Origin of the sequence: Paenibacillus cineris, from assembly GCF_018333335.1 — a bacterium.
Classification (GTDB): Bacteria; Bacillota; Bacilli; order Paenibacillales; family Paenibacillaceae; genus Paenibacillus_AQ; species Paenibacillus_AQ favisporus.
In genome coordinates this window covers 2,003,007-2,021,879 of sequence record NZ_BORU01000001.1, presented here as the reverse complement: position 1 = coordinate 2,021,879, position 18,873 = coordinate 2,003,007, and the positions used below count along the sequence as shown (strand labels likewise).

General features: G+C 54.9%; 20 protein-coding genes and 1 riboswitch. Of the genes, 8 read left to right on the top strand and 12 right to left on the bottom strand.

Annotated features, from left to right (window positions below; genetic code table 11):
• The first annotated feature begins 16 nt into the window (after positions 1 to 16).
• From KI379_RS09685 to queF, 5 genes are all read left to right on the top strand, one after another.
• Positions 17 to 952 (top strand): AraC family transcriptional regulator, encoded by a 936-nt coding sequence (locus KI379_RS09685; RefSeq protein WP_076167260.1) that lies wholly within the window; start codon positions 17 to 19, stop codon positions 950 to 952.
• Positions 953 to 1,004: 52 nt separating this feature from the next.
• A riboswitch (PreQ1 riboswitch) is annotated at positions 1,005 to 1,048 on the top strand.
• 126 nt (positions 1,049 to 1,174) lie between these two features.
• Complete coding sequence (gene queC / locus KI379_RS09680) at positions 1,175 to 1,843, top strand: 7-cyano-7-deazaguanine synthase QueC (protein WP_076167263.1); 669 nt, start codon at positions 1,175 to 1,177, stop codon at positions 1,841 to 1,843.
• Entirely contained in the window at positions 1,840 to 2,325 is a 486-nt protein-coding gene (queD, locus tag KI379_RS09675) for a 6-carboxytetrahydropterin synthase QueD (protein WP_076167265.1), read from the top strand. The genes queC and queD overlap by 4 nt, the downstream gene beginning before the upstream one ends.
• A complete protein-coding gene (gene queE / locus KI379_RS09670; RefSeq protein ID WP_212983422.1) occupies positions 2,322 to 3,047 on the top strand; it encodes a 7-carboxy-7-deazaguanine synthase QueE in 726 nt (241 codons plus the stop codon). The genes queD and queE overlap by 4 nt, the downstream gene beginning before the upstream one ends.
• A 100-nt stretch (positions 3,048 to 3,147) precedes the next feature.
• Positions 3,148 to 3,645: a preQ(1) synthase gene (queF, locus tag KI379_RS09665; protein ID WP_076167270.1), complete on the top strand. Its 498-nt coding sequence runs from the start codon at positions 3,148 to 3,150 to the stop codon at positions 3,643 to 3,645.
• Between the two features lie 71 nt (positions 3,646 to 3,716).
• Here the strand turns inward: queF and KI379_RS09660 are convergent, their stop codons facing one another.
• Together KI379_RS09660 and KI379_RS09655 are read right to left on the bottom strand one after the other, a co-directional pair.
• Positions 3,717 to 4,211: a VOC family protein gene (locus KI379_RS09660; protein ID WP_212983421.1), complete on the bottom strand. Its 495-nt coding sequence runs from the start codon at positions 4,209 to 4,211 to the stop codon at positions 3,717 to 3,719.
• 77 nt (positions 4,212 to 4,288) lie between these two features.
• Positions 4,289 to 4,747, bottom strand: coding sequence for a MarR family winged helix-turn-helix transcriptional regulator (locus tag KI379_RS09655; RefSeq protein ID WP_084203733.1), 459 nt, complete (start codon positions 4,745 to 4,747; stop codon positions 4,289 to 4,291).
• Positions 4,748 to 4,880: 133 nt separating this feature from the next.
• Here KI379_RS09655 and KI379_RS09650 point away from each other — a divergent pair, with 133 nt between their 5' ends.
• Positions 4,881 to 6,185 carry a glycosyltransferase family 2 protein gene (locus KI379_RS09650; RefSeq protein ID WP_212983420.1) on the top strand — a complete coding sequence of 435 codons (1,305 nt, stop codon included), beginning with the start codon at positions 4,881 to 4,883 and terminating at the stop codon, positions 6,183 to 6,185.
• Positions 6,186 to 6,189: 4 nt separating this feature from the next.
• Here the strand turns inward: KI379_RS09650 and KI379_RS09645 are convergent, their stop codons facing one another.
• Entirely contained in the window at positions 6,190 to 6,393 is a 204-nt protein-coding gene (locus KI379_RS09645; protein WP_076167275.1) for a hypothetical protein, read from the bottom strand.
• Between the two features lie 27 nt (positions 6,394 to 6,420).
• Positions 6,421 to 6,957: a hypothetical protein gene (locus KI379_RS09640; protein WP_212983419.1), complete on the bottom strand. Its 537-nt coding sequence runs from the start codon at positions 6,955 to 6,957 to the stop codon at positions 6,421 to 6,423.
• 444 nt (positions 6,958 to 7,401) lie between these two features.
• On the opposite strand from KI379_RS09640, the gene KI379_RS09635 reads away from it, so the two are divergent.
• Positions 7,402 to 9,795 (top strand): glycosyltransferase, encoded by a 2,394-nt coding sequence (locus KI379_RS09635; protein WP_244879235.1) that lies wholly within the window; start codon positions 7,402 to 7,404, stop codon positions 9,793 to 9,795.
• Positions 9,796 to 9,916: 121 nt separating this feature from the next.
• Here the strand turns inward: KI379_RS09635 and KI379_RS09630 are convergent, their stop codons facing one another.
• The 6 genes from KI379_RS09630 to KI379_RS09605 all read right to left on the bottom strand — a co-directional run bounded on the left by KI379_RS09630 (position 9,917) and on the right by KI379_RS09605 (position 15,214).
• Positions 9,917 to 10,690: a glycosyltransferase gene (locus tag KI379_RS09630; protein WP_076167282.1), complete on the bottom strand. Its 774-nt coding sequence runs from the start codon at positions 10,688 to 10,690 to the stop codon at positions 9,917 to 9,919.
• Positions 10,691 to 10,761: 71 nt separating this feature from the next.
• A complete protein-coding gene (locus KI379_RS09625) occupies positions 10,762 to 11,460 on the bottom strand; it encodes a galactosyltransferase-related protein (protein ID WP_244879234.1) in 699 nt (232 codons plus the stop codon).
• A gap of 37 nt (positions 11,461 to 11,497) precedes the next feature.
• Positions 11,498 to 12,613 carry a class I SAM-dependent methyltransferase gene (locus KI379_RS09620; RefSeq protein ID WP_212983418.1) on the bottom strand — a complete coding sequence of 372 codons (1,116 nt, stop codon included), beginning with the start codon at positions 12,611 to 12,613 and terminating at the stop codon, positions 11,498 to 11,500.
• 49 nt (positions 12,614 to 12,662) lie between these two features.
• Positions 12,663 to 13,235: a class I SAM-dependent methyltransferase gene (locus KI379_RS09615; RefSeq protein ID WP_212983417.1), complete on the bottom strand. Its 573-nt coding sequence runs from the start codon at positions 13,233 to 13,235 to the stop codon at positions 12,663 to 12,665.
• A gap of 15 nt (positions 13,236 to 13,250) precedes the next feature.
• Complete coding sequence (locus KI379_RS09610; RefSeq protein ID WP_244879233.1) at positions 13,251 to 14,114, bottom strand: glycosyltransferase family 4 protein; 864 nt, start codon at positions 14,112 to 14,114, stop codon at positions 13,251 to 13,253.
• Positions 14,115 to 14,383: 269 nt separating this feature from the next.
• Positions 14,384 to 15,214 carry a helix-turn-helix transcriptional regulator gene (locus KI379_RS09605; protein ID WP_076167287.1) on the bottom strand — a complete coding sequence of 277 codons (831 nt, stop codon included), beginning with the start codon at positions 15,212 to 15,214 and terminating at the stop codon, positions 14,384 to 14,386.
• Between the two features lie 157 nt (positions 15,215 to 15,371).
• Between KI379_RS09605 and KI379_RS09600 the strand changes: the two genes are divergently transcribed.
• Positions 15,372 to 16,784: an MFS transporter gene (locus KI379_RS09600; RefSeq protein ID WP_212983416.1), complete on the top strand. Its 1,413-nt coding sequence runs from the start codon at positions 15,372 to 15,374 to the stop codon at positions 16,782 to 16,784.
• Positions 16,785 to 17,117: 333 nt separating this feature from the next.
• Here the strand turns inward: KI379_RS09600 and KI379_RS09595 are convergent, their stop codons facing one another.
• On the bottom strand, positions 17,118 to 17,657 hold the full coding sequence (locus KI379_RS09595) for a GrpB family protein (protein WP_212983415.1): 540 nt from the start codon (positions 17,655 to 17,657) through the stop codon (positions 17,118 to 17,120).
• A 248-nt stretch (positions 17,658 to 17,905) separates the two neighbouring features.
• Positions 17,906 to 18,802: a L,D-transpeptidase family protein gene (locus KI379_RS09590; protein ID WP_373309586.1), complete on the bottom strand. Its 897-nt coding sequence runs from the start codon at positions 18,800 to 18,802 to the stop codon at positions 17,906 to 17,908.
• Positions 18,803 to 18,873: the final 71 nt, after the last annotated feature.

Here is an 18,873-nt window from a genome sequence, read left to right as displayed (position 1 = left end):
ACGGGAGCGTGCGAAAATGACCGAGCCTTATTTTGAGTCGAACCGCCCATCCATCGGGACGATCCACTATCCGTACGAATGCATGATCCATCAAAGCGCCGGCAGCCGCTGGATCGTTCACGCCCACTGGCACATGTATATCGAGATTCTTTATTTTCTCACGGGAAAAGCCAAGGTGTTCCTGGGAGGAGAATCCCATACCCTGAGCAAGGGCGATCTGATCGTGATCCACTCGCATGAAACCCACTCCATCTATGCGCTGGATGGGGAGCCGGTCTCTTATATCGTCATTAAATTCGATCCTGAAATTTTGTACTCGACATCCAGAACCGTATTCGAATCGAAGTACGTGCTGCCGTTTACGATGGCGGAATCGAACAATCAGCGGATGTTCGCCGAGTCCGAAATCAAGGACACGGTCGTCCCGGGCCTGGTTCGCGAAATTTATGACGAATTCACGACCCGGTCTTACGGCTTCGAGCTCGCGGTCCGGACGCTGATCTGCAGGCTCTTCCTGTGGTTTTTGCGCGAATCGAAAAACCTCGGCCTCCATTGGGATGTTGCCCACTCCCTAAAGGAGATGGACATCCAGATGCTGCAGAAAGTGTTCGAGTACATCGACGACAACTACCGCTTTGACATCAACGCCCAGGCCGCCGCGCGGATCTGCAACCTGAGCTACAGCTATTTTTCGCGCCGCTTCAAAGCGATCATGGGCAAGACGTTTACCAATTATTTGAACTATATTCGGATTACCGAGGCGGAGAAGCTGCTCCTGACCACCGAGATGACCATGACGGAAATCGCCCAGGAGACGGGATTTTCGAGCTCAAGCTACTTTATCCAGCAGTTCAAGCAGTACAAGAACATTTCGCCGAGCCAGTTCCGTAAAAAGGTCAGCAGTGAAAATGTTGAAATCCAAAACTCCCTCATCCGAAAAGATATGATATAATAGTCCGGCGCAGCACCCTGCGCTTAATTGAAGAAAATCCGCGCGTTACCGCGCGGGAGAGGTTCGCGAACTCCCTCTATAAAAAACTAAGACTGCCCTCTTTGGCCATAAAGACCGGGCTTGTTTTTTTACGGATCAGTTCAAGAATCCTCTCTCTTCTGCCGGAGTCAGGTGTTTTCCAGCCCTGCCTACCGGACCAAATCATGAAGGAGAGGTTTTTTTATGCTCAAAAACGAAAAAGCGGTCGTCGTGTTCAGCGGCGGCCAAGACAGTACGACCTGCCTGTTCTGGGCGCTCCGGCAGTTCAAGGAAGTCGAAACGGTTACGTTCGACTACGGTCAGCGCCACCGGCTTGAAATCGAATGCGCGCAGTCGATCGCCGCGGAGCTCGGCGTGAAGAACACCGTGCTGGACATGAGCCTGCTCAATCAGCTCGCCCCGAACGCACTGACGCGAAGCGACATTGAAATCACGCAGGAGGAAGGCGAGCTTCCCAGCACGTTCGTGGATGGCCGGAACCATCTGTTCCTGAGCTTCGCCGCCGTGCTGGGCAAGCAATCCGGCGCCAGACATCTGGTTACCGGCGTATGCGAAACGGACTTCAGCGGTTACCCCGACTGCCGGGATGCTTTCGTTAAGTCCCTGAACGTGACGCTGAACCTCGCCATGGACTACGACTTTGTCATCCATACGCCGCTGATGTGGCTCGACAAAGCGGAAACCTGGAAGCTTGCCGACGATCTGGGCGCCTTCCCGTTTGTACGCGAACGCACGCTGACCTGCTATAACGGCATCATCGGCGACGGGTGCGGCGAATGCCCTGCCTGCCGGCTGCGCAAGGCTGGTCTTGACAAGTACCTTCAATCCAAAGCGGAGGCGCTGCAGCCATGACCAAGACTCCCGGCGAATTCCGCATCGTGGACCGGCTGCAAAAGCTGGGGGAAGACATCCAGCCATCCGACCTGCGCTATCATCATAAGAGGGTGCTTGTCAGCAAAGAGTTTACCTTCGACGCCGCGCATCACCTGCATGCCTATGAGGGCAAATGCAAAAACTTGCACGGCCATACGTATAAAGCCGTTTTTGGGATCAGCGCCTTTCTGGACGAAGTCGGCATTACCGCCGATTTCGGTCTGATCAAGCAAATCTGGAAGGAGCGGATCGAACCTTCCTTGGACCACCGCTATTTGAACGAAACGCTGCCTCCGATGAATACGACTGCCGAGAATATAGTCGTTTGGCTGTTTGAGCGGATGGAAGAGGCGCTTAACTGCGGGGATTACCGAATCGAAGGCGGCCGGACCGAATTCGTCCGTCTGTACGAAACGCCGACGAGTTATGCCGAGGCGAGACGGGAGTGGATGTACGAATGAACATTCCCGTGCTTGAAATTTTCGGCCCGACGGTTCAGGGCGAAGGCATGGTCATCGGCCAGAAGACGATGTTCGTGCGCACGGCGGGCTGCGATTACCGCTGCTCCTGGTGCGACTCCGCATTTACATGGGACGGCAGTGCCAAGGCGGACATCCGCCAAATGAGCGCCGGCGACATCTGGGAGGAGCTTCAGCGGATCGGCGGCGAGCGCTTCTCCCACGTCACCCTGTCCGGCGGTAATCCGGCTCTGCTGCCCCAGCTTGGCTCTCTTGTGAGCCTGCTGGAAAGCCACGGGATCCGGTTAGCCGTCGAAACCCAGGGCTCCCGCTGGCAGGACTGGCTTGACGACATTCACGAAGTCACACTGTCGCCGAAGCCGCCGAGTTCCGGCATGGAGACTGACTGGGAGATGCTGGACAGCATCGTGACCCGGCTTGCGGCCAGACCTGCCGCTTACGCGTACAGCTTGAAAGTCGTCGTCTTTGACGATGCCGATCTGGCCTATGCGACCAAAGTCCATGCCCGGTATCCGCAGGCGCCGATGTATCTTCAGGTCGGCAATCCCGACCTGAAACGGATGGATATCGCGGGCCATGCCGCCGACCTGCTCGCCCGCTATGAGCGGCTCATCGACGCTGTGGTCGCTTCCCCCGAGCTGAACGCGGTCCGCGTGCTGCCCCAGCTTCACGCGCTGGTGTGGGGAAATAAGCGCGGCGTTTGACCAAATCTGCAGCGGCCTCAAGCTCGCAGATTCGGGCGGATGCCAGCTGGAAACATTTTTTTATTGAACAAATTAGAAACGATCCAGGAGGAATTACGATATGTCTGGAAGACAGCCGCACGAAATGAAGGATTTGACGCTTCTCGGCAACCAGGGGACCAAGTATGTGTTCCAATATGACCCTGAACTGCTCGAGAGCTTTGATAACAAGCATGCCTACCGCGATTATTTCGTTAAATTTAATTTTCCCGAGTTTACCAGCCTGTGCCCGATCACGGGACAACCCGATTTCGCCACGCTTCATATCAGCTACATTCCCGACCAGAAAATGGTCGAGAGCAAGTCGCTGAAGCTGTACCTGTTCAGCTTCCGGAATCATGGAGACTTCCATGAAGACTGCATGAACATTATTATGAACGATCTGATCAAGCTGATGGATCCGCGCTATATTGAGGTATGGGGGAAATTCACGCCGCGGGGCGGCATTTCCATCGATCCGTACTGCAATTACGGACGCCCGGGCACCAAGTATGAGCAGTGGGCGGAGCAGCGCATGATCAACCACGATCTGTATCCGGAGAAAATCGACAATCGTTAAGGCGATAAACCGACATACGCAGCAGCCGCGGGATTTCCTGCGGCTGCTTTGCGTACACCTGAGCGTTTTCTTTACGCCTCCTCCTTCGGCCAGGCAGCCTCCAGCTGGATCCCGTTGTTATCAAGAAAGATGAAATTGCGAATGAGGCCCTGATCATAAATGTCCGTCATGACAACCTCGAGCTCTTGCAGCCTTTTCCGCAGCTTCATCCCGTCGGTCTCCGAATGCAGGCTAAAGGCTACATGCTGCAGCGCTCCTGAAAGAAACCGGTTCAAGCTGGACGAATTTCGGTCGGCCGCGAGCTGCTTGATCTCTTCGGAGCTCTGGCTGATGACAGCCTCCTCGTATTCAAAGAAATGAATACCCCAAGACCGGGTATCCCCCGGCTTAATGAAGCAGTGACGTCCTCTTTTCCCGGCAGCAGAGAAAACAGGACCAGCCTCCATGCCAAGCGTGTGGACGTAAAATGCGATCGTTGCGTCAAGATCGGGCGTCACCAATGCCGTATGGTGAAATCCTTGCCAGCGGACATCAGGCGCCGACGATTGAGTTTGAATGTTACCCATCTGATCCATCTCCTTTAACACTTTAATTAGAATTCTAACTATATGAACAAAAAAGAGGACTCGCTTCCTCTCTTCTATTAGCGGTCCATGCGCTGTACCACTCTGATCAGCAGACTCCTAAGGGATTCATACTCCTCCGTGGTGAACTCCTGTCTGACCGCATGATCGATCCGCTGCGTCAAATGCCGGGTCCGGGCGGCAAGCTCCTTGCCGGGCTCCGTCAGGTAGATTTGCTTGGAGCGCGCGTCTTCCGGATGGTCGCGGCGGTAGACCAGCCCCCGCTTTACCAGCCCGTTGATCAGACTTGTTACGCTGGGACGCTCAATCATCAGGATCGGCTCCATTTCGGACGGTGTAATACCGGGATAATGGTCGATAATTCCGAGGGCACTCCACTGCGTGTGTGTGATGCCGTATGGCTTCAACAGCCCTTCGAGCTCCCTTCTCATCGCGATATAAGCCGTCTTGACCAGCCGTCCTAGCGGGCCTGTGTCCCATTCCCAAACGTTCCCATTTCCTTGCTCGCCACTGACCATGACCAAACCTCCATTTAGTTAGAATTCTAACTACAACTCTAAATCACGCGCATGGATTTGTCAATTTCCCAGTGTCACTTGGGCCATTGTTACATACGCTATGTTAACGACGGATTTGGGAAAGGAGCCCGCCATGCTCGTCTTCATTCTGCCTTCCCTCCACCTGCGCCACGCACAATCAACCGCCTGTTCCGTACAGCAGGAGCTCCCTGATTCGAATGTCGTCGTGCTGGAACATGGCAGCCTCGGTTCCCGGATGAACCAGGAGCTTGCCTCGTACCAGGAGCCCTACTTTCTGACGCTGCACGCGGGGGAGCGGCTGCTCCCGGGTATGGATACCTTCCTGCGCACAGAGCTTTGCTATCTTCCCGAAGCGTCGGCCGGCTGCTTCTTCAGCCCCACAACCCCAGATGAGGGCGGACGCGAACGATTCCAGCAGCCCAGAGGCCCGCTGATCTGGCGAACGGACGCTGTCATGGCACCGCCTTCACCAGGTTTCACGGAAACAGCGCTGCTGCCTTTCGAATCCTACATCCTGTTAGACAAACAATACCAGCTCAACGCCGCTTTTACCTGGACTTCTCCCCGCAATTGTCCGGTGGTTCCGGCTGTCTCCTCCCCGTTACCCTGGCAAAAAAAGCGTGAGGAGTGGGAGCTGCTGCGTCCGCTGCTCGCTGCACCGATCCAGGTTGAGCCGGGGACGGGCGCGTCACATAAAGTGCCGCTGGTAACCGTCCTGTTATGTACTTATAATGATGCCGATTATATTCCTTGGGCTGTCCGTTCGGTCATGGCGCAAACGCTGCCCGATTGGGAACTCTTAATCATCGATGACGGGTCGACCGATCATACGGAGCATATCTTGGATTCGCTGTATCCGGACCACCGCATCCGAACCTGCCGGCTGGAGCGCAATTCGGGCAAGGCCCATGCTCTGAATTCGGGATTGTCCATGGCAAAAGGCAGCTGGCTGCTAGAGCTCGATGCCGACGACTGGCTGTCCCCCGACTGCCTGGAACAGTTATACAGCAAAGCTAGCCTGCACAGGCAGGCAGGCGTTATATATGCCAATCACGTTCAATGGGAGGAACGGAAAAACAAGCAGCTGATCTATCAGGGCGTACGTACCGCGATTCATCCTTTCTCTACTGCACGTGTAATCAAAGCCGGCATTCCCATTGCCCCGCGGATGTTCAATACAGCCAAGCTTGGATCGTTGTCCGGCTGGAACACGGATTCACCGTTCGGCGGCCGTCTGTACGAAGATATCGAAATCCTCGCCAGAATGTCGGGGTCCGCCGAATTTTTGTATGTCGATAGGGCGCTGTACCACCGGCGTATCCGGCTGCACAGCATTACGCACCGCCATGCAGATCATTACTCGGAATGGCTGAGCTGGATGAACGCCGGAGACAATGGGACGGCACCGGAAATATGAATGATTACAGAGGCAGGATGCGGACCAGCGCCACGCTGTTCGTGGATATATTTACGCGCTGCGCCGTCGGGATGTAATTGGTACTGACTGTATCCACGGCCAGGATCCCCCCAGAAGAAGATGCCAGGGTGCCCTGGATAAACTGGTTGGTCTGCTGCACTTCGACATGTCTGCCAACAAAAACGGCAAGTGCTTCCTCAAAATTCATATGCTTTCCCTCCTGAAGTCACAAAGGTTATGAAACGGCCAACAAGCTGCGGAACGGTATCAATACGTTGCTTCCATCCGGTTCAAGAACCTGGACATAGTCTTCGCCTATCAGAATCAAGGTGCCGAAAATGGTTCCTACTGGCGTTTCCAGTGTGACTCGCGTATTGATCCGCGGTGTGAGCAAGGCCACGATGCCTGATGGCCCATTACCCGGCGCTGGTTCTGGTCCTGGGGCTGGTCCTGGTCCTGGTGCAGGTCCGGGCCCTGGTGCTGGTCCTGGCGCTGGTCCTGGTGTCGGGCCTGGTGCCGGTCCTGGACCGATGCCCAAGCGGCTGTTCAGCGTGGCGACCTGCTGTTCCAGTTTGCTCACCCGGGCTGAAAGCTCCGCCACAGTACCTGCCACGCTCGCAAATTGCTGCTTCAGTTTTAACAGCCGGTGCTTGATATCGTGGATCACTTTCAGAAGAGTACCCGTTTTTTTCTTATGATGATGCCGCTTCTTTTTGTGATGGACATGTGTTCCGTAATCCTTCGTGTGTTTATTCATGAATACCAATTTCACTTGACCTACCTCCTTTATAGTCATTGGTACAATATGTAGGTAGATAACGATAGGGACCAGGCCAAGTGGAAGTTGATCAAAATGCCCAGCGGTAAGCCTTTACCCGGGCAATTTCCCTAAAAATGATCCCCTAGTATGGTGTTATACCCAAACGTAAATCTGTCCCGGTACATATTTTGTACATAGACAAATGTTTAGGGAGGAGTATAGCGCTTGAATAAACCGAGGAATCGATCCAGAAAGACACCCCGTCCATTGTCTGCTTCCATGGTCCATCGATCAAAAAGCATTCATTCCGCAAAGCCAAACCGTGCCCTCGACCTCAAATTAACTGCACTTGCTTCACCGCGCAATTCTCTGCCGATGGAGCCTTTTCCAGGGCAGCGCCCTGGGGCGTATTCGCCCCCTCGCTTTCCAAACACCGCTCCTCCTGCAATGGAGCCCATGCAGGATCTTCGAACAGCAAAACCCAGCCCGGATTCGGCGGTACCCTATGACATTATCCGGTTTCCCGTTATCGACTGGGACTTCCGTTGGCAGCGTCCGCAGCAGTTGTCCCGGCAGTTCGCCGCACGAGGTCACCGCGTTTTTTATATAACGACGGACGTCGTCTGCATCTCAAAGGAGCATGCCGCCAGGGATGAAATCTGTCGGTATGTCAAATTTAAAAAGGTAGACCGGAACGTATGGCTGGTAACCCTCTGTGCCCATAGACGTCTAAACTTGTATCAGGACCAAATGGACGATCTGGATATCCACTACTTGAAATGGTCACTGGAGCATGTCCTTGCCAAATTTGCGGTCACCTCGTATGTATCCATCGTCGACCTTCCGTTTTGGACTCCGCTTGTCACGGCGATGAACCGGCACAACATCATGTATGACTGCATGGACGATCATGCCGGGTTTTCGACCAACCATGCCGACGTTATTCATCAGGAAGACCTGCTGATCCAAAAAGCAAATGTGGTAATCACTTCCTCACAAGTGCTTCATCAGCGCGTCCGTGAGCTGAATCCCTCATCGATTCTGGTGCGCAACGCTGCCGATGTCAGCCATTTCGCCGGCTGGGCGGGCAGCGCCCCCGCAGAACTCAGCAGCATTACCGGCCCGGTGATCGGTTATTACGGCGCGATCTCGGATTGGTTTGATATCGGTTTGATTGAAACGATAGCCCGGAACAGGCCGGAATGGACCTTTGCCTTAATCGGCCATACGTTCGGCTGCGACACCTCCGGGGTGGAACAGCTTCCGAACGTCCTGCTGCTCGGGGAGAAGCCCTATGAGGAGCTTCCCGGCTATCTTCACCGTTTTGACTGTGCGATCATTCCGTTCGTCCAGAACAACTTGACCCAGGCGACAAATCCCGTCAAGCTCTATGAATATTTGGCGGCGGGCAAGCCGGTCGTTTCCACCCCTTTGCCCGAGCTGACCGAAATCGCCGCGGACATGGTGGAGATCGCGGATTCCCCTGCAGCGTTCGAGGCGGCGGTGGAGCGGGCGCTCAGCATCGAGGCTGCTCAGCCGGAAGCCGCGAGAATCCGGCGTAAATTTGCCATGTGCAATACGTGGGGGCATCGATACGAAATGCTGCATCGGGCCATTGTGCAGCATATTTTTCCGAAGGTCAGCATCGTCATCGTGACCCATAACAACTGGTCGTTCACCCGGCAGTGTCTGAACAGCCTGCTTCGGAAAGACGCCTATCCGAACATGGAGATCATTGTAGTCGATAACGGCTCCACCGATCAGACCCGTGTTCAGCTTGCGGCGTTGGCGCAGAAACCGGTGCAGACGGTCTTTTCACCCATCAATCTGGGGTTTGCCGAGGGGAACTCATTGGGAGCAAGCTGTGCCACCGGCGAATATCTGATTCTCCTGAATAACGATACGATCGTCCCCGACTCGACCTGGGTTCCCAAGCTGATCCGGCCGATGCAGGAACACAGCGATGTCGCCATGACCGGACCGATGTCCAACCACGTAGGGAATGATCAGGCGCTTGACTTTTTTATCGGTGACCCCGTACAGGGAGCGGATCCCGGCTGGCTGCGGGAGTTTTATGAAAATTACCGCGGACACACCCGCGAAACCGGACTGCTCGGATTTTTCTGTGTGGCCATCCGGCGCAGCGCATTTGAAGAGATCGGGCCGCTGGACCGTCATTACGGCATCGGTATGTTTGAAGACGACGATTACTGTGAACGGGTCAAGCAAGCGGGTTACCGGATGGTGATCGTTGAAGACGCCTTTGTGTACCATCACGGCAGCGCAACGATCAAGAAGCTGAAAAGCCAGGAATATCAATCGCTGTGGGAACGAAACAAGCATTATTATGAAGCAAAGTGGACCAAGTCGTGGCAGCTGCCCAAGGGTCCGTTGAACCCTTTTAACTTGTCCGCAACCCCGGAAGAAGTCCGGGAACAGGCCGATGCTTTCCATCCTGGTGAAAAGCGGGTGCTGCTGCTTGGTGAATTGTCCTGGAGTGACGAACCTGCAAGATGGAAGCAGCTGGTAAAGGAGTTCGCCCAAAGGGACGACTGCACCGTGATTGTCTACACGCTGACATATCTTCAGCATCCTGTCGTCGGTATCCGCAAGGCCGGCCCCCGGTTGTACTTGACCAACCGGATCGATTTGTTCAGCCAGGTCAGCTTCGATTTAGCCGTTTATTGCGGGTCGCAGCAGGTGTTCGAAGAGATTCATGCCGATCGTTATGCAGTGGACAGAAAATGCTACCAGGCTAGTCAATTCGAGCCGCTGGCCGCCAAATTACCGGAAGTTCAGCTGTACGATGAGCCTGAAACGTCCCGGATCGTTCAGCAGTCACTTGTATGATAGGCCTTTACGTCGATGGTTGAATCATTCGTTTTGAGGCAAAGAGATGTCACGATAAAGCCCTCACCCGGATCCGGATTATTCCCGGTTCGGCAGTGAGGGCTTCAGTTCTTTTCATGCTTCAAAGGTTTGGAGTGCTCTTACCATTGCCATTCAGCTGCTCCAAATAGCGCCGAATGACGGCCGGATGCTCTCCTTGAAATGGGGCCGTGGCAATTTGGTACTCATTATGGCTGTAATTCCAATCCGGTTCCCCTACATTGTTCAGCAGATTGACATCTCCTCTGCGGTTGTCGTTATATTTGATCCGCTTGCCAATCGCATAGTGGTAATGGTATACGTTAACGTCGGCCCGTACGCGCGGAAGGCTCCAAATGCTGGCTCCGCCGGCCGCTTCCAAAGTGCAGTGATGCTTCTCGTCCCGGTAACGGATGCCTTTGCCGGCCCGCCACATCCGGGTGATGTCATTGGACCAGCGCTCATCCCCTGGACTGTTGACCCGAATCGTGTTCGGATCCCTCCAAAAGTTCACAAACGGAAATTGATAGACATCAACGGCGGTGTTTGCCATCAGCTCAGGCAGCAAATCCCGGAACCTGTCGTCCATCATTTCATCGATATCTAGGTTCATAATCCAATCTCCGGTAGCCTGACCGATCAAAAAGTTCCGTACTTCCGATTCGTTCCAGTCCTCGGTATAGGGAAGACCTGTCTGCGGCATCGTAAACAGCTTGATCGGATACTTTGTCTCCAGCCGGGCAATATGCTCCAGGCTTCCGTCCGTGCTTCCCCCATCCACGATAATGATTTCATCGGCAAAGGCTGCCACGCTCTCCAGATACAAAGGAACAAAGGTCTCTTCGTTCAGGATCGGGACAATGACCGATAATGTCATAGATTCTGCTCCTTCCTTTCCTGTTCATCCCATGCTGCCCTTGTTACGAGGGAACGCCTCACAGTCAGGGCTTACCCGCCTGCTTTTTCCCGAATCAGCTCGTTCATCGACTCCCTGTCTCCGCGAGCAGCTCTGTATCGTTGAAAAAGCCTGTAATTATGCTCATAATGGGGGTTGCCCTGCGGGCCAACGAAAGGATGCCAGAAATGGTACATCAGTCCGTCAAGACGGATATGCTCGCCCACCAGTGTATCCATCGTATAAGCAAAAGCCTCGTCCTCCCCGCCCCAGCCGATGAAACGCTCATCGTAACCGCCAATCTGTTCAAATGCGCCCCGGCCGACAATATTTAAGCCCCCGACGAAAAAGGCGGCATGTTCCTCCCTTGTATCCGGTTCGGTTTCCAGGGGCCAGATGGCTTCTCCCTCTATGACCAACTGGGAGATGCGCTGGCTCAGCCGGTTGATCCGGCTGAACGGAATGACCCACCGCCCCTGTTCAATCCAGCGGACCGAATCGGCCACCAGCTGCGGGTCGTAAACGATATCGCCGTCGGCAATGATGAAGATGCTGCCGCTTGCCCGGGACGCCGCCCGGTTAATCGCCCTGGATCTGCTGAAAGGTTCATCCGCGCCGATCTCCCCGATGCAAATGTCCGCCGTGGGCAAAATGTGCTTGTAAAACCGAAGGACAAAGGACAGCGCCTCATCCCTCGGCCCGCCGTCGGGCTGGTATGGAATCAAAACGGACAAATCGTCATGCATCCACATTTCACCTCCGCCTCTGATAGATTAACAGGCTGCCGGTCTATGCTTTTCGAAAAACACCGAGCTCCCGGTATTTCCCCGTGCCGAACGTATCCGCCAGCTTTTCATAATGCTTAAAACCGGTATTCTCCATCAGCATCTTCTTCTCCGTTTCCATGGCATCTCCGGATTCCCAGAAGAGCAAACTGCAGACGCTCCGGTCCAGCTGGGCAAGAAACCGCCTGCAAGCTTCCGGATCTTTCATGATGTGATAAAAAACGGTCAGCAATAGTCCGATATCGTATTGCTGCACGGCATCAGATTCTTCAAATCGCTCCGTGATGACGGAAAATGCCGTCCGCTCCATCGCGTTCAGCTTGTGAAGGAGGGAATGGTGGTCCGGATCCGGTTCCACCCCGGTGACGTCTGCCCCTTCCCTGACAAAATGCCTGGAATAGTATCCAATGTTGCAGCCGATGTCCAGGACGCTCCGCCCTTTCAGCTTCCCTGGCCCCAAAAACCGGGCAATGTAATCCAGCCTCGTTGGATACGTCTCGTCCCGCTCACTGTGCATACCATAAAACTGTGGATGCAGGATCGGCGTGTAAATCAGCCTTCGCTGCTGGTCCTTCATCGTTTGCTCGACGTCAGCCACTGCCGCGGAGTGAAGCCAGACCATATAATCCTGCAGCGGGATTCGGACCGGAATCCTCCGAAAGCCAAGGCAGTACAAAAAACAAGCCCTGTGATGTCCGTCCAATACGTTGAAATATCCGGCCGGATTCCATTTCGCTTTGACCGGATGATCGAAAAAAAAGTCCGATCCGCTGCGGAGCTCAGACTGCATATTTTCGTATTCCATCCGTCTTTGAATCAACAGCCCTTTGCGGGACATTGGAGGGGTTATTCCCCGAGTTGCATGAATCTGCTCATACCAATCCAGGTAAGCATCCGGCGCAGCCCCCGGCTCCCCGGCAAAGTAACGGTACAATTCCCGGTGCGGAACGAGCCGCATGATGGAGATGTCGGCATACTGAAGATGGTGTTCGTACCAACGGTCAGTAAACGATTTGATCAGATGGTCGGTACGGGCCGATCGAACATCCAATTCGGTGAACAGCAGCTCAACAGGGATTTCAGTAACTACGTAATCTCTGCCGGCACCATGACCTGTCATATGGCGCTTCCCCCCATTCGGTGTTGATTTTGACCAAAGCCTCTGACCCTTAACCGTGCGGCTGTGCGCCCTGGAACAAATAAGTGGCAAAGTCACGCTGAATATAATCCTTGAACATGCGCTTGGAAGCGGTCGGATACCGGTCCAGCTCCTCCTCCGTCCAAACGCTGCGATGGGTTTCGTATTCGTTGCCGTATTCGGCGCCCTGCGGCCAATCAGGCCCAATCGGAACGTTCAAGAGCAGGCTGCGGCATTGCTTCAGACAGGCTTCAAGCAGCCAGATCCCGCGCTCCTTCTCAAAATGCTCAAGGACATCGCCCAGAATGATCAGATCATAGGCTCCAAGCTGCCGTTTCATCATCAGTTCATAGGCATCCCCAATATATATATGGTTGTAAAAGTATGGATGATAGTCGTCCACATTTTTCGGAAAAACTTCGACCCCCTCAATCCTCGTCTGCCATTGCTCACGAAAGACGCGCCCCTGCCAGACATCGAGAAATTCCCTGCAGAGCATGCCCCACCGGCCGAACCCGATCCCGATGTCAAGAACGCTGGACGGGGCCGCCTGCCGGATGAGTTCCACGCAATAACACAGGTTCTGCCAGTTGGATGTGCCCATGTGAGTCGTCACCTCCTAAATTCCGAACAAGACGTCAAGCCAGCGTTTCACGCCCGCTTCGATGGTCCAGTGCGCTTCGATTTCCGCTCTGCACAGACGCCCGATTGCCCTTAAACGCGATTTTTCCTGCAGGCAGCCGTCAATGGCCTGGATAAATGCCCCGGGATCGTCACGGTCCAAAATTAAATGATGCCCGCTGGGATGGGCCGCTTCCTTTACGTATCCGACGTTGGTGGACAGCACCGGTTTGCCGCTGGCAAAAGCCTCAAGTGCCGTCGCTCCGCCCCCTTCATTCGCCGACGTGATCAGAAGCAGGTCAATATCCCGATAGAAGCGCGGCATCTCTTCGTGCGCATATGCTCCTGCCGTTTCAACGAAGCGCACTTCCGGCCGGCCGGCAAAATGACTTTTGATCGGCTCGTACAGAGCCGCATAACGTTTGGATGCCTTTCCCGGATCTCCCGCCCACCCGATGACGAGCGGCCGGCCCTCCTGCTCCAAGGGCTCCCCGTCCGCAGGATCGGGATGGAACAGCGCATGGTCGACAAAGTGTCCGATATGGCGGACGGAAGCAGCCGGTGCCATCGCTGCGAGGCACTCGGTCAGCTTCAAATTCATCGCCCCGATCGAGCCGATGCGGGGAATCACCAGGCGCAAAAAATCGGGATCGGGTTCCGGCTTGTCAGCCCATTCACGGAACGTGTCGTAATTTTTGCTGAAATAATAATAGGAGACCGCAGCGGATGAATCGATCCTGATATGCTTAAAGATGGCAAATGCCGCCAGGCCCAGGCACATGGCGGAGATGCGGGAATATTCCCGGCTCAGCGCCTCGCTGCCCCTGCTCCCGATGCTCTCCTCCAATTGTTTGGCGGACATGATATCCAGGTAGGGATGATGCTGTTGAATGATCTTGGCCGTCTTGCCCAGGATCCACCAGTCGACATCGTAAATAAGCAGATGCTTTTCGACCGTCCTCGCCTCCTGTCAGGCTTCTGGCCGGAATACAGCCCGCCAGCCGCCGCAACTGAATTACGTCCTATACGATCATATTCCAGCGCAGAGCCGCGAGTTACGGGAGGGGGCAAAATATGGGACCGACTCCGCAAAAAAAGGCAGAAACCGCATGGGTTTCTGCCTTTTGCTCATTATTGAAGCAGCTGTTTCATTCTCTGTATGGTCTCGTCATTGTAGGGCAGGTTCACCGTGGCACGAAGATCATAAGAATCCTCCACCTGGAACGTAATATGGCTGAATTCAAGCAGCCCCACGCGCGGATGGTAGATTTTTTTCCGGCCTTCCTTGACGTTCAGTACATCATGCTGGGGCCACCATGCCCTGAATTCCTCGCTTTCCTTGTTCAAATCTTCAATCATCCCGCTCCACCATGGATCCTCAACATTGAGTCCGTATCCCGCACGAAACTGGGCGAGCCGAAGCCGGGCGTTTTTCTCCCAGCCCTCGCCCAGAAGCTCCTTCGTATAGGGAGAAACGAACATTCTCCAAACCGAGTTCCGCTCCCTCACCGTCATCTGCTCATAATCGCCGAACACGAGCCGTGCCGCCCTGTTCCAGCCGACGATATCCCAGCGGGAATTGGCCACAAACGCCGGGTGTTCCCCCTGTTCGTCCAGGAACGTCTGCAGGAGCGGACTGATCGCCATTTCCGGCTGCTGATAGTGAAACGGCAGAAGTCTTGAAGCCAGCAGAAACAGATGCTTCGTTTCATTCTCATCCAGCTGCAGCGCCCTGGCGATGCTTTCGAGCACCTGAGTGGACACAGAGATGTCCCTTCCCTGTTCAAGCCACGTGTACCAATCGACACTCACGCCAGCAAGCAGCGCCACTTCCGCCCGCCGAAGGCCGGGCGTTCTTCGTCTCCCTCCGCCGGGGAGACCGGCCTGTTCCGGAGTCAGACGGGCCCGCCGGGTCTGCAAAAATTCGGCAAGCTGGCTCGTACGCTGATGCGTTGTCTCCATGTAAAGACCCTCCATTTCTATCCGAAGTGGGCAAGATGACCGATACCTAGGAGCGCCACTCCTAGGATAAACCGCTCTCTTCATCCCCGTTTCTTCTGAATATACACTATACAACACATCGATGGGTTTGAAAAAGATCATTGGAGGGGTTTATGGAATGAATCGAACATCCATCACGGCCGGGACCAAACCGGCCAACCAAAGAAACCGGTCTTCCTGGCTGCTTGCTGGGCTGTCCCTCGGCTACTTCATCGTGCTGCTGGACACGACGGTCGTCACGGTCGCACTTCCTGCCATCCGGGATACGCTGGGCGGCGGACTCAGCGGAATGAGCTGGGTAACGGGCGCGTATACGATGGTATTTGCCAGCATGCTGCTGGGCATGGGTTCGCTGGCCGATCGATTGGGGGCAGCCCGTGTTTTCTTGGGCGGGATTGTCTTGTTTATGCTGGCTTCGGTCCTCTGCGCCGTTTCGCCTGCCATCGGCTGGCTGATCGGCTTCCGGGCGCTGCTCGGCGTCGGCGGTGCGGCACTGCTGCCGTCTTCCCTGACGATCATTGCGGAGACCTTTACGGACGCCGCCAGCCGGACCAAGGCGCTCGGCATCTGGGCGGCGGTGTCGGGCTTGGCGCTTGCCGCCGGTCCGATCATCGGCGGCATTCTGGTTGACACCCTGGGGTGGCAGAGCATTTTTCTCCTGAATATCCCCGTAGGCATCCTCAGCTGGCTGTGGACGCGGGCGAACGCGGACTTTTCGGCCCGGAAACCCGCGCCGTCCGGCATGGATCCGGCCGGTCAGCTGGCCGGCCTGCTGGGTGTGGCGGCACTGACGAGCGCTTTTATGGAAAGCGAAGATCTCGGGTGGGGATCACCTGTCATTCTTGTTCTGTTTGCCGCCGCCGCTCTGCTGATCTGCCTGTTCGTCTGGATCGAAAAACGAAGCCATTCGCCGATGCTGCCCCTGTCCTTGTTCAAAAGCCGGGTGCTCGTGACCGGATTAACGGTCGGATTGCTTATTAATTTCGGCCTTTCCGGCGTGCTGTTTGTCATGACGCTGTATTTCCAGCAGCTTCATCGTTATTCAGCTATGGGGACGGGCCTTGCATTTCTTGCGCTGACGCTCCCCATGGCGGTGAATCCCATGCTGATGAGCAGGCTGATCAGCCGGTATGGAGCTGCACGCACCATTGGTACAGGATTTCTCCTGGCATGCACCGGAATGCTGATCCAGGCTCTCCTTCCTGCAGATCCAGGGTATATTCCCACCGGAATTTCGCTGCTGCTGATCGGTTGCGGCATCTCATTCATCCTGCCGCCGCTCGTCTCCGTCGTGATGAGTGCAGCGCCGCAGGGCAAGACGGGAACGGCTTCCGGCGCGCTGAATGCCTTCCGTCAGCTCGGCGCTACGCTGGGAGTGGCGCTGCCCGGCGTCCTCATGGCCGCAGCCCCCGATTTGTCCCATGGCGTCATGAGTTCCTTGCTGCTGACAGGCATTTTGTGCCTGGCTGGAAGCGTGCTCGTTTTCCGCTATATCGGGGGCACATCAACCAGTTCGTCTCGAAACCGCTAATCGTCAAAAAGCATGCCAGGAATTTTATTCCGTTGGCACGTTTTTTTGCTTGCGGGCCGACGAGGATTGACTTCCTCCATTTCGATATTACAAGCTTGAGGAGGAGGAGGAAGATCCTCTGCTGCAGACATTGGGGACTATCCTTCGTGAGGGTCAGGAGCAAGGCGTTTTCGGGGACTTTCACCTTTCCGTCATGTCCAACATGATTCAAGGCGCGATCGGGGAATATATGCTGAACCCGGCGGGTCATTGGTAGGGTCGACCTGGAGACCTGCAGCAGCGAACTTGTCCGTATCATTCATCGGGCCGTCCGGGCGTAAGCAGGCAGGCAGCTTATTCCTCCCATACGTCTTCCAGGGGAAGCCCTTTCTCCTCTCTGGCCGCATCGACGACCGATTGAATAAATGCCGTTTTGGCCCGGGTGTATGCATTCATCGATTCAGCGCTTTGGGCCGCCTGCATTTTAATGGCTCCGTACTCCTCTACGAGTTCCGGATGGCGGCGCAAATAATCGCGGAGCAGAATTTCATTGCGGGTATGGAATTGTTCATCATAAGGCATCAGATGAACATTGTGCGTCCAGATTCCCTCTGTCGATTTGGCAAATAAATGCCTTCCGCGCATTCCGGTCTTAACATAAGAATAGCTGGCCGGATCCAGCAGGTCTATGTAATAAGCAGCCGGACGAAACGGATTCACGCCGACGAACATATCAACTACTGGCTTGGCCTGCTGACCGGGAATGGCCGTGCTGCCGACATGCTCGAACACGACCGCATCCAAGCCCGCTAATCCGGACAGCCGTTCTTTCTCCAGGGCAAACACGTCCGCCCATTCCGGCATATAATCCACAATTTCGATTACGCTATCCATCACACACCTCTTTCGAATGTTTCGCCCCCCAACGGCCGGACCTACGCCGCGGCCGCTTCCGTGCTTTATTATCATACACACCCTAACCGGCAGTTCCAACCCTGTTTTTCCCAGGCAATATAGAATGAACTAAAGAAATGAATGATACTGCCCCCAATTGGCCGTTACATTAGGAAGTTCAATACAAAACTTTAGTTCAATCTACATAACTGCACAAAAAAAAAGCCGCGCATGCGCGCGGCTCGGGCTTATTTGCCCGTTGTTAGGCTCACCGTATTGGAGGCTCCGTCCCACACGACCGAGTAACCGGATATTTCCGACATGTTGCGAAGCGGAAGCATCAGCGAATTCCCCTGGAGCCGGGAGGCGGTGATGTTTACCGTTTTGCCGTTCACGACAGCCTTGCCGGAGAGCGCCTTATGGGTAATCTTGCGATTTCCCGTGTAGACCGTCACCGTTTGAGTACTGGCGTTCCATTCAACCGTCCCGCCCAGCAGTTCGAAGCAGGCGCGAAGCGGAATGTAGATGCGGGAATCGACCATGATCAAATCCTGCTTCAGCTGAGCTTCCCTTCCATTCACTACCAGCTTACCGTCAAACGACTGCACGCCCACTGCATAGCCGTGATTTTGGGCGATCGTTTCAAAACCTTGGCTGGAGGTTGTTATTATAGCCATCGTATGCAGGGGCACCTGCTCGAACAGCCAGTGGATCTCGTCATTGTACATGCGGATGCATCCCGCGCTGACGTACTTTCCGATCGAGTTTTTGTTGCTGTTGCCGTGGATGGCGTACGTCGTCCCCATCGTCCCATTGACATTGAGGCCGATCCAACGGTCACCGAGCGGATTGCGGGGATCGCCTCCCGGGATCTTTTCCTTGTAATAGGGACGGTTTTTAATCTTGTTGACGATTTCAAACGTTCCTTCCGGCGTCAGCTCTGGCGACTTGCCCGTCGCCACCCTGAACTCCTTAACCAACTTTCCGCTGCTAAAATATGCCAGTTTATTCGTCTTTTTATTGACGATAATGAGGTCTTGCGAGGCAATTTTTGCCTCGGCCCCGGCCGGAAACATCCAGCAAAAGGATAGAACTAGAACGAGTGCTGCCGCGGCATAACGGCGATAAAGACTGCGGACTGACAGTGGCGAACTCCCTCCCTTCAGATGATAAACCCATATTCAATATATGGCGCGGGGGCGATGTCCTACGACCG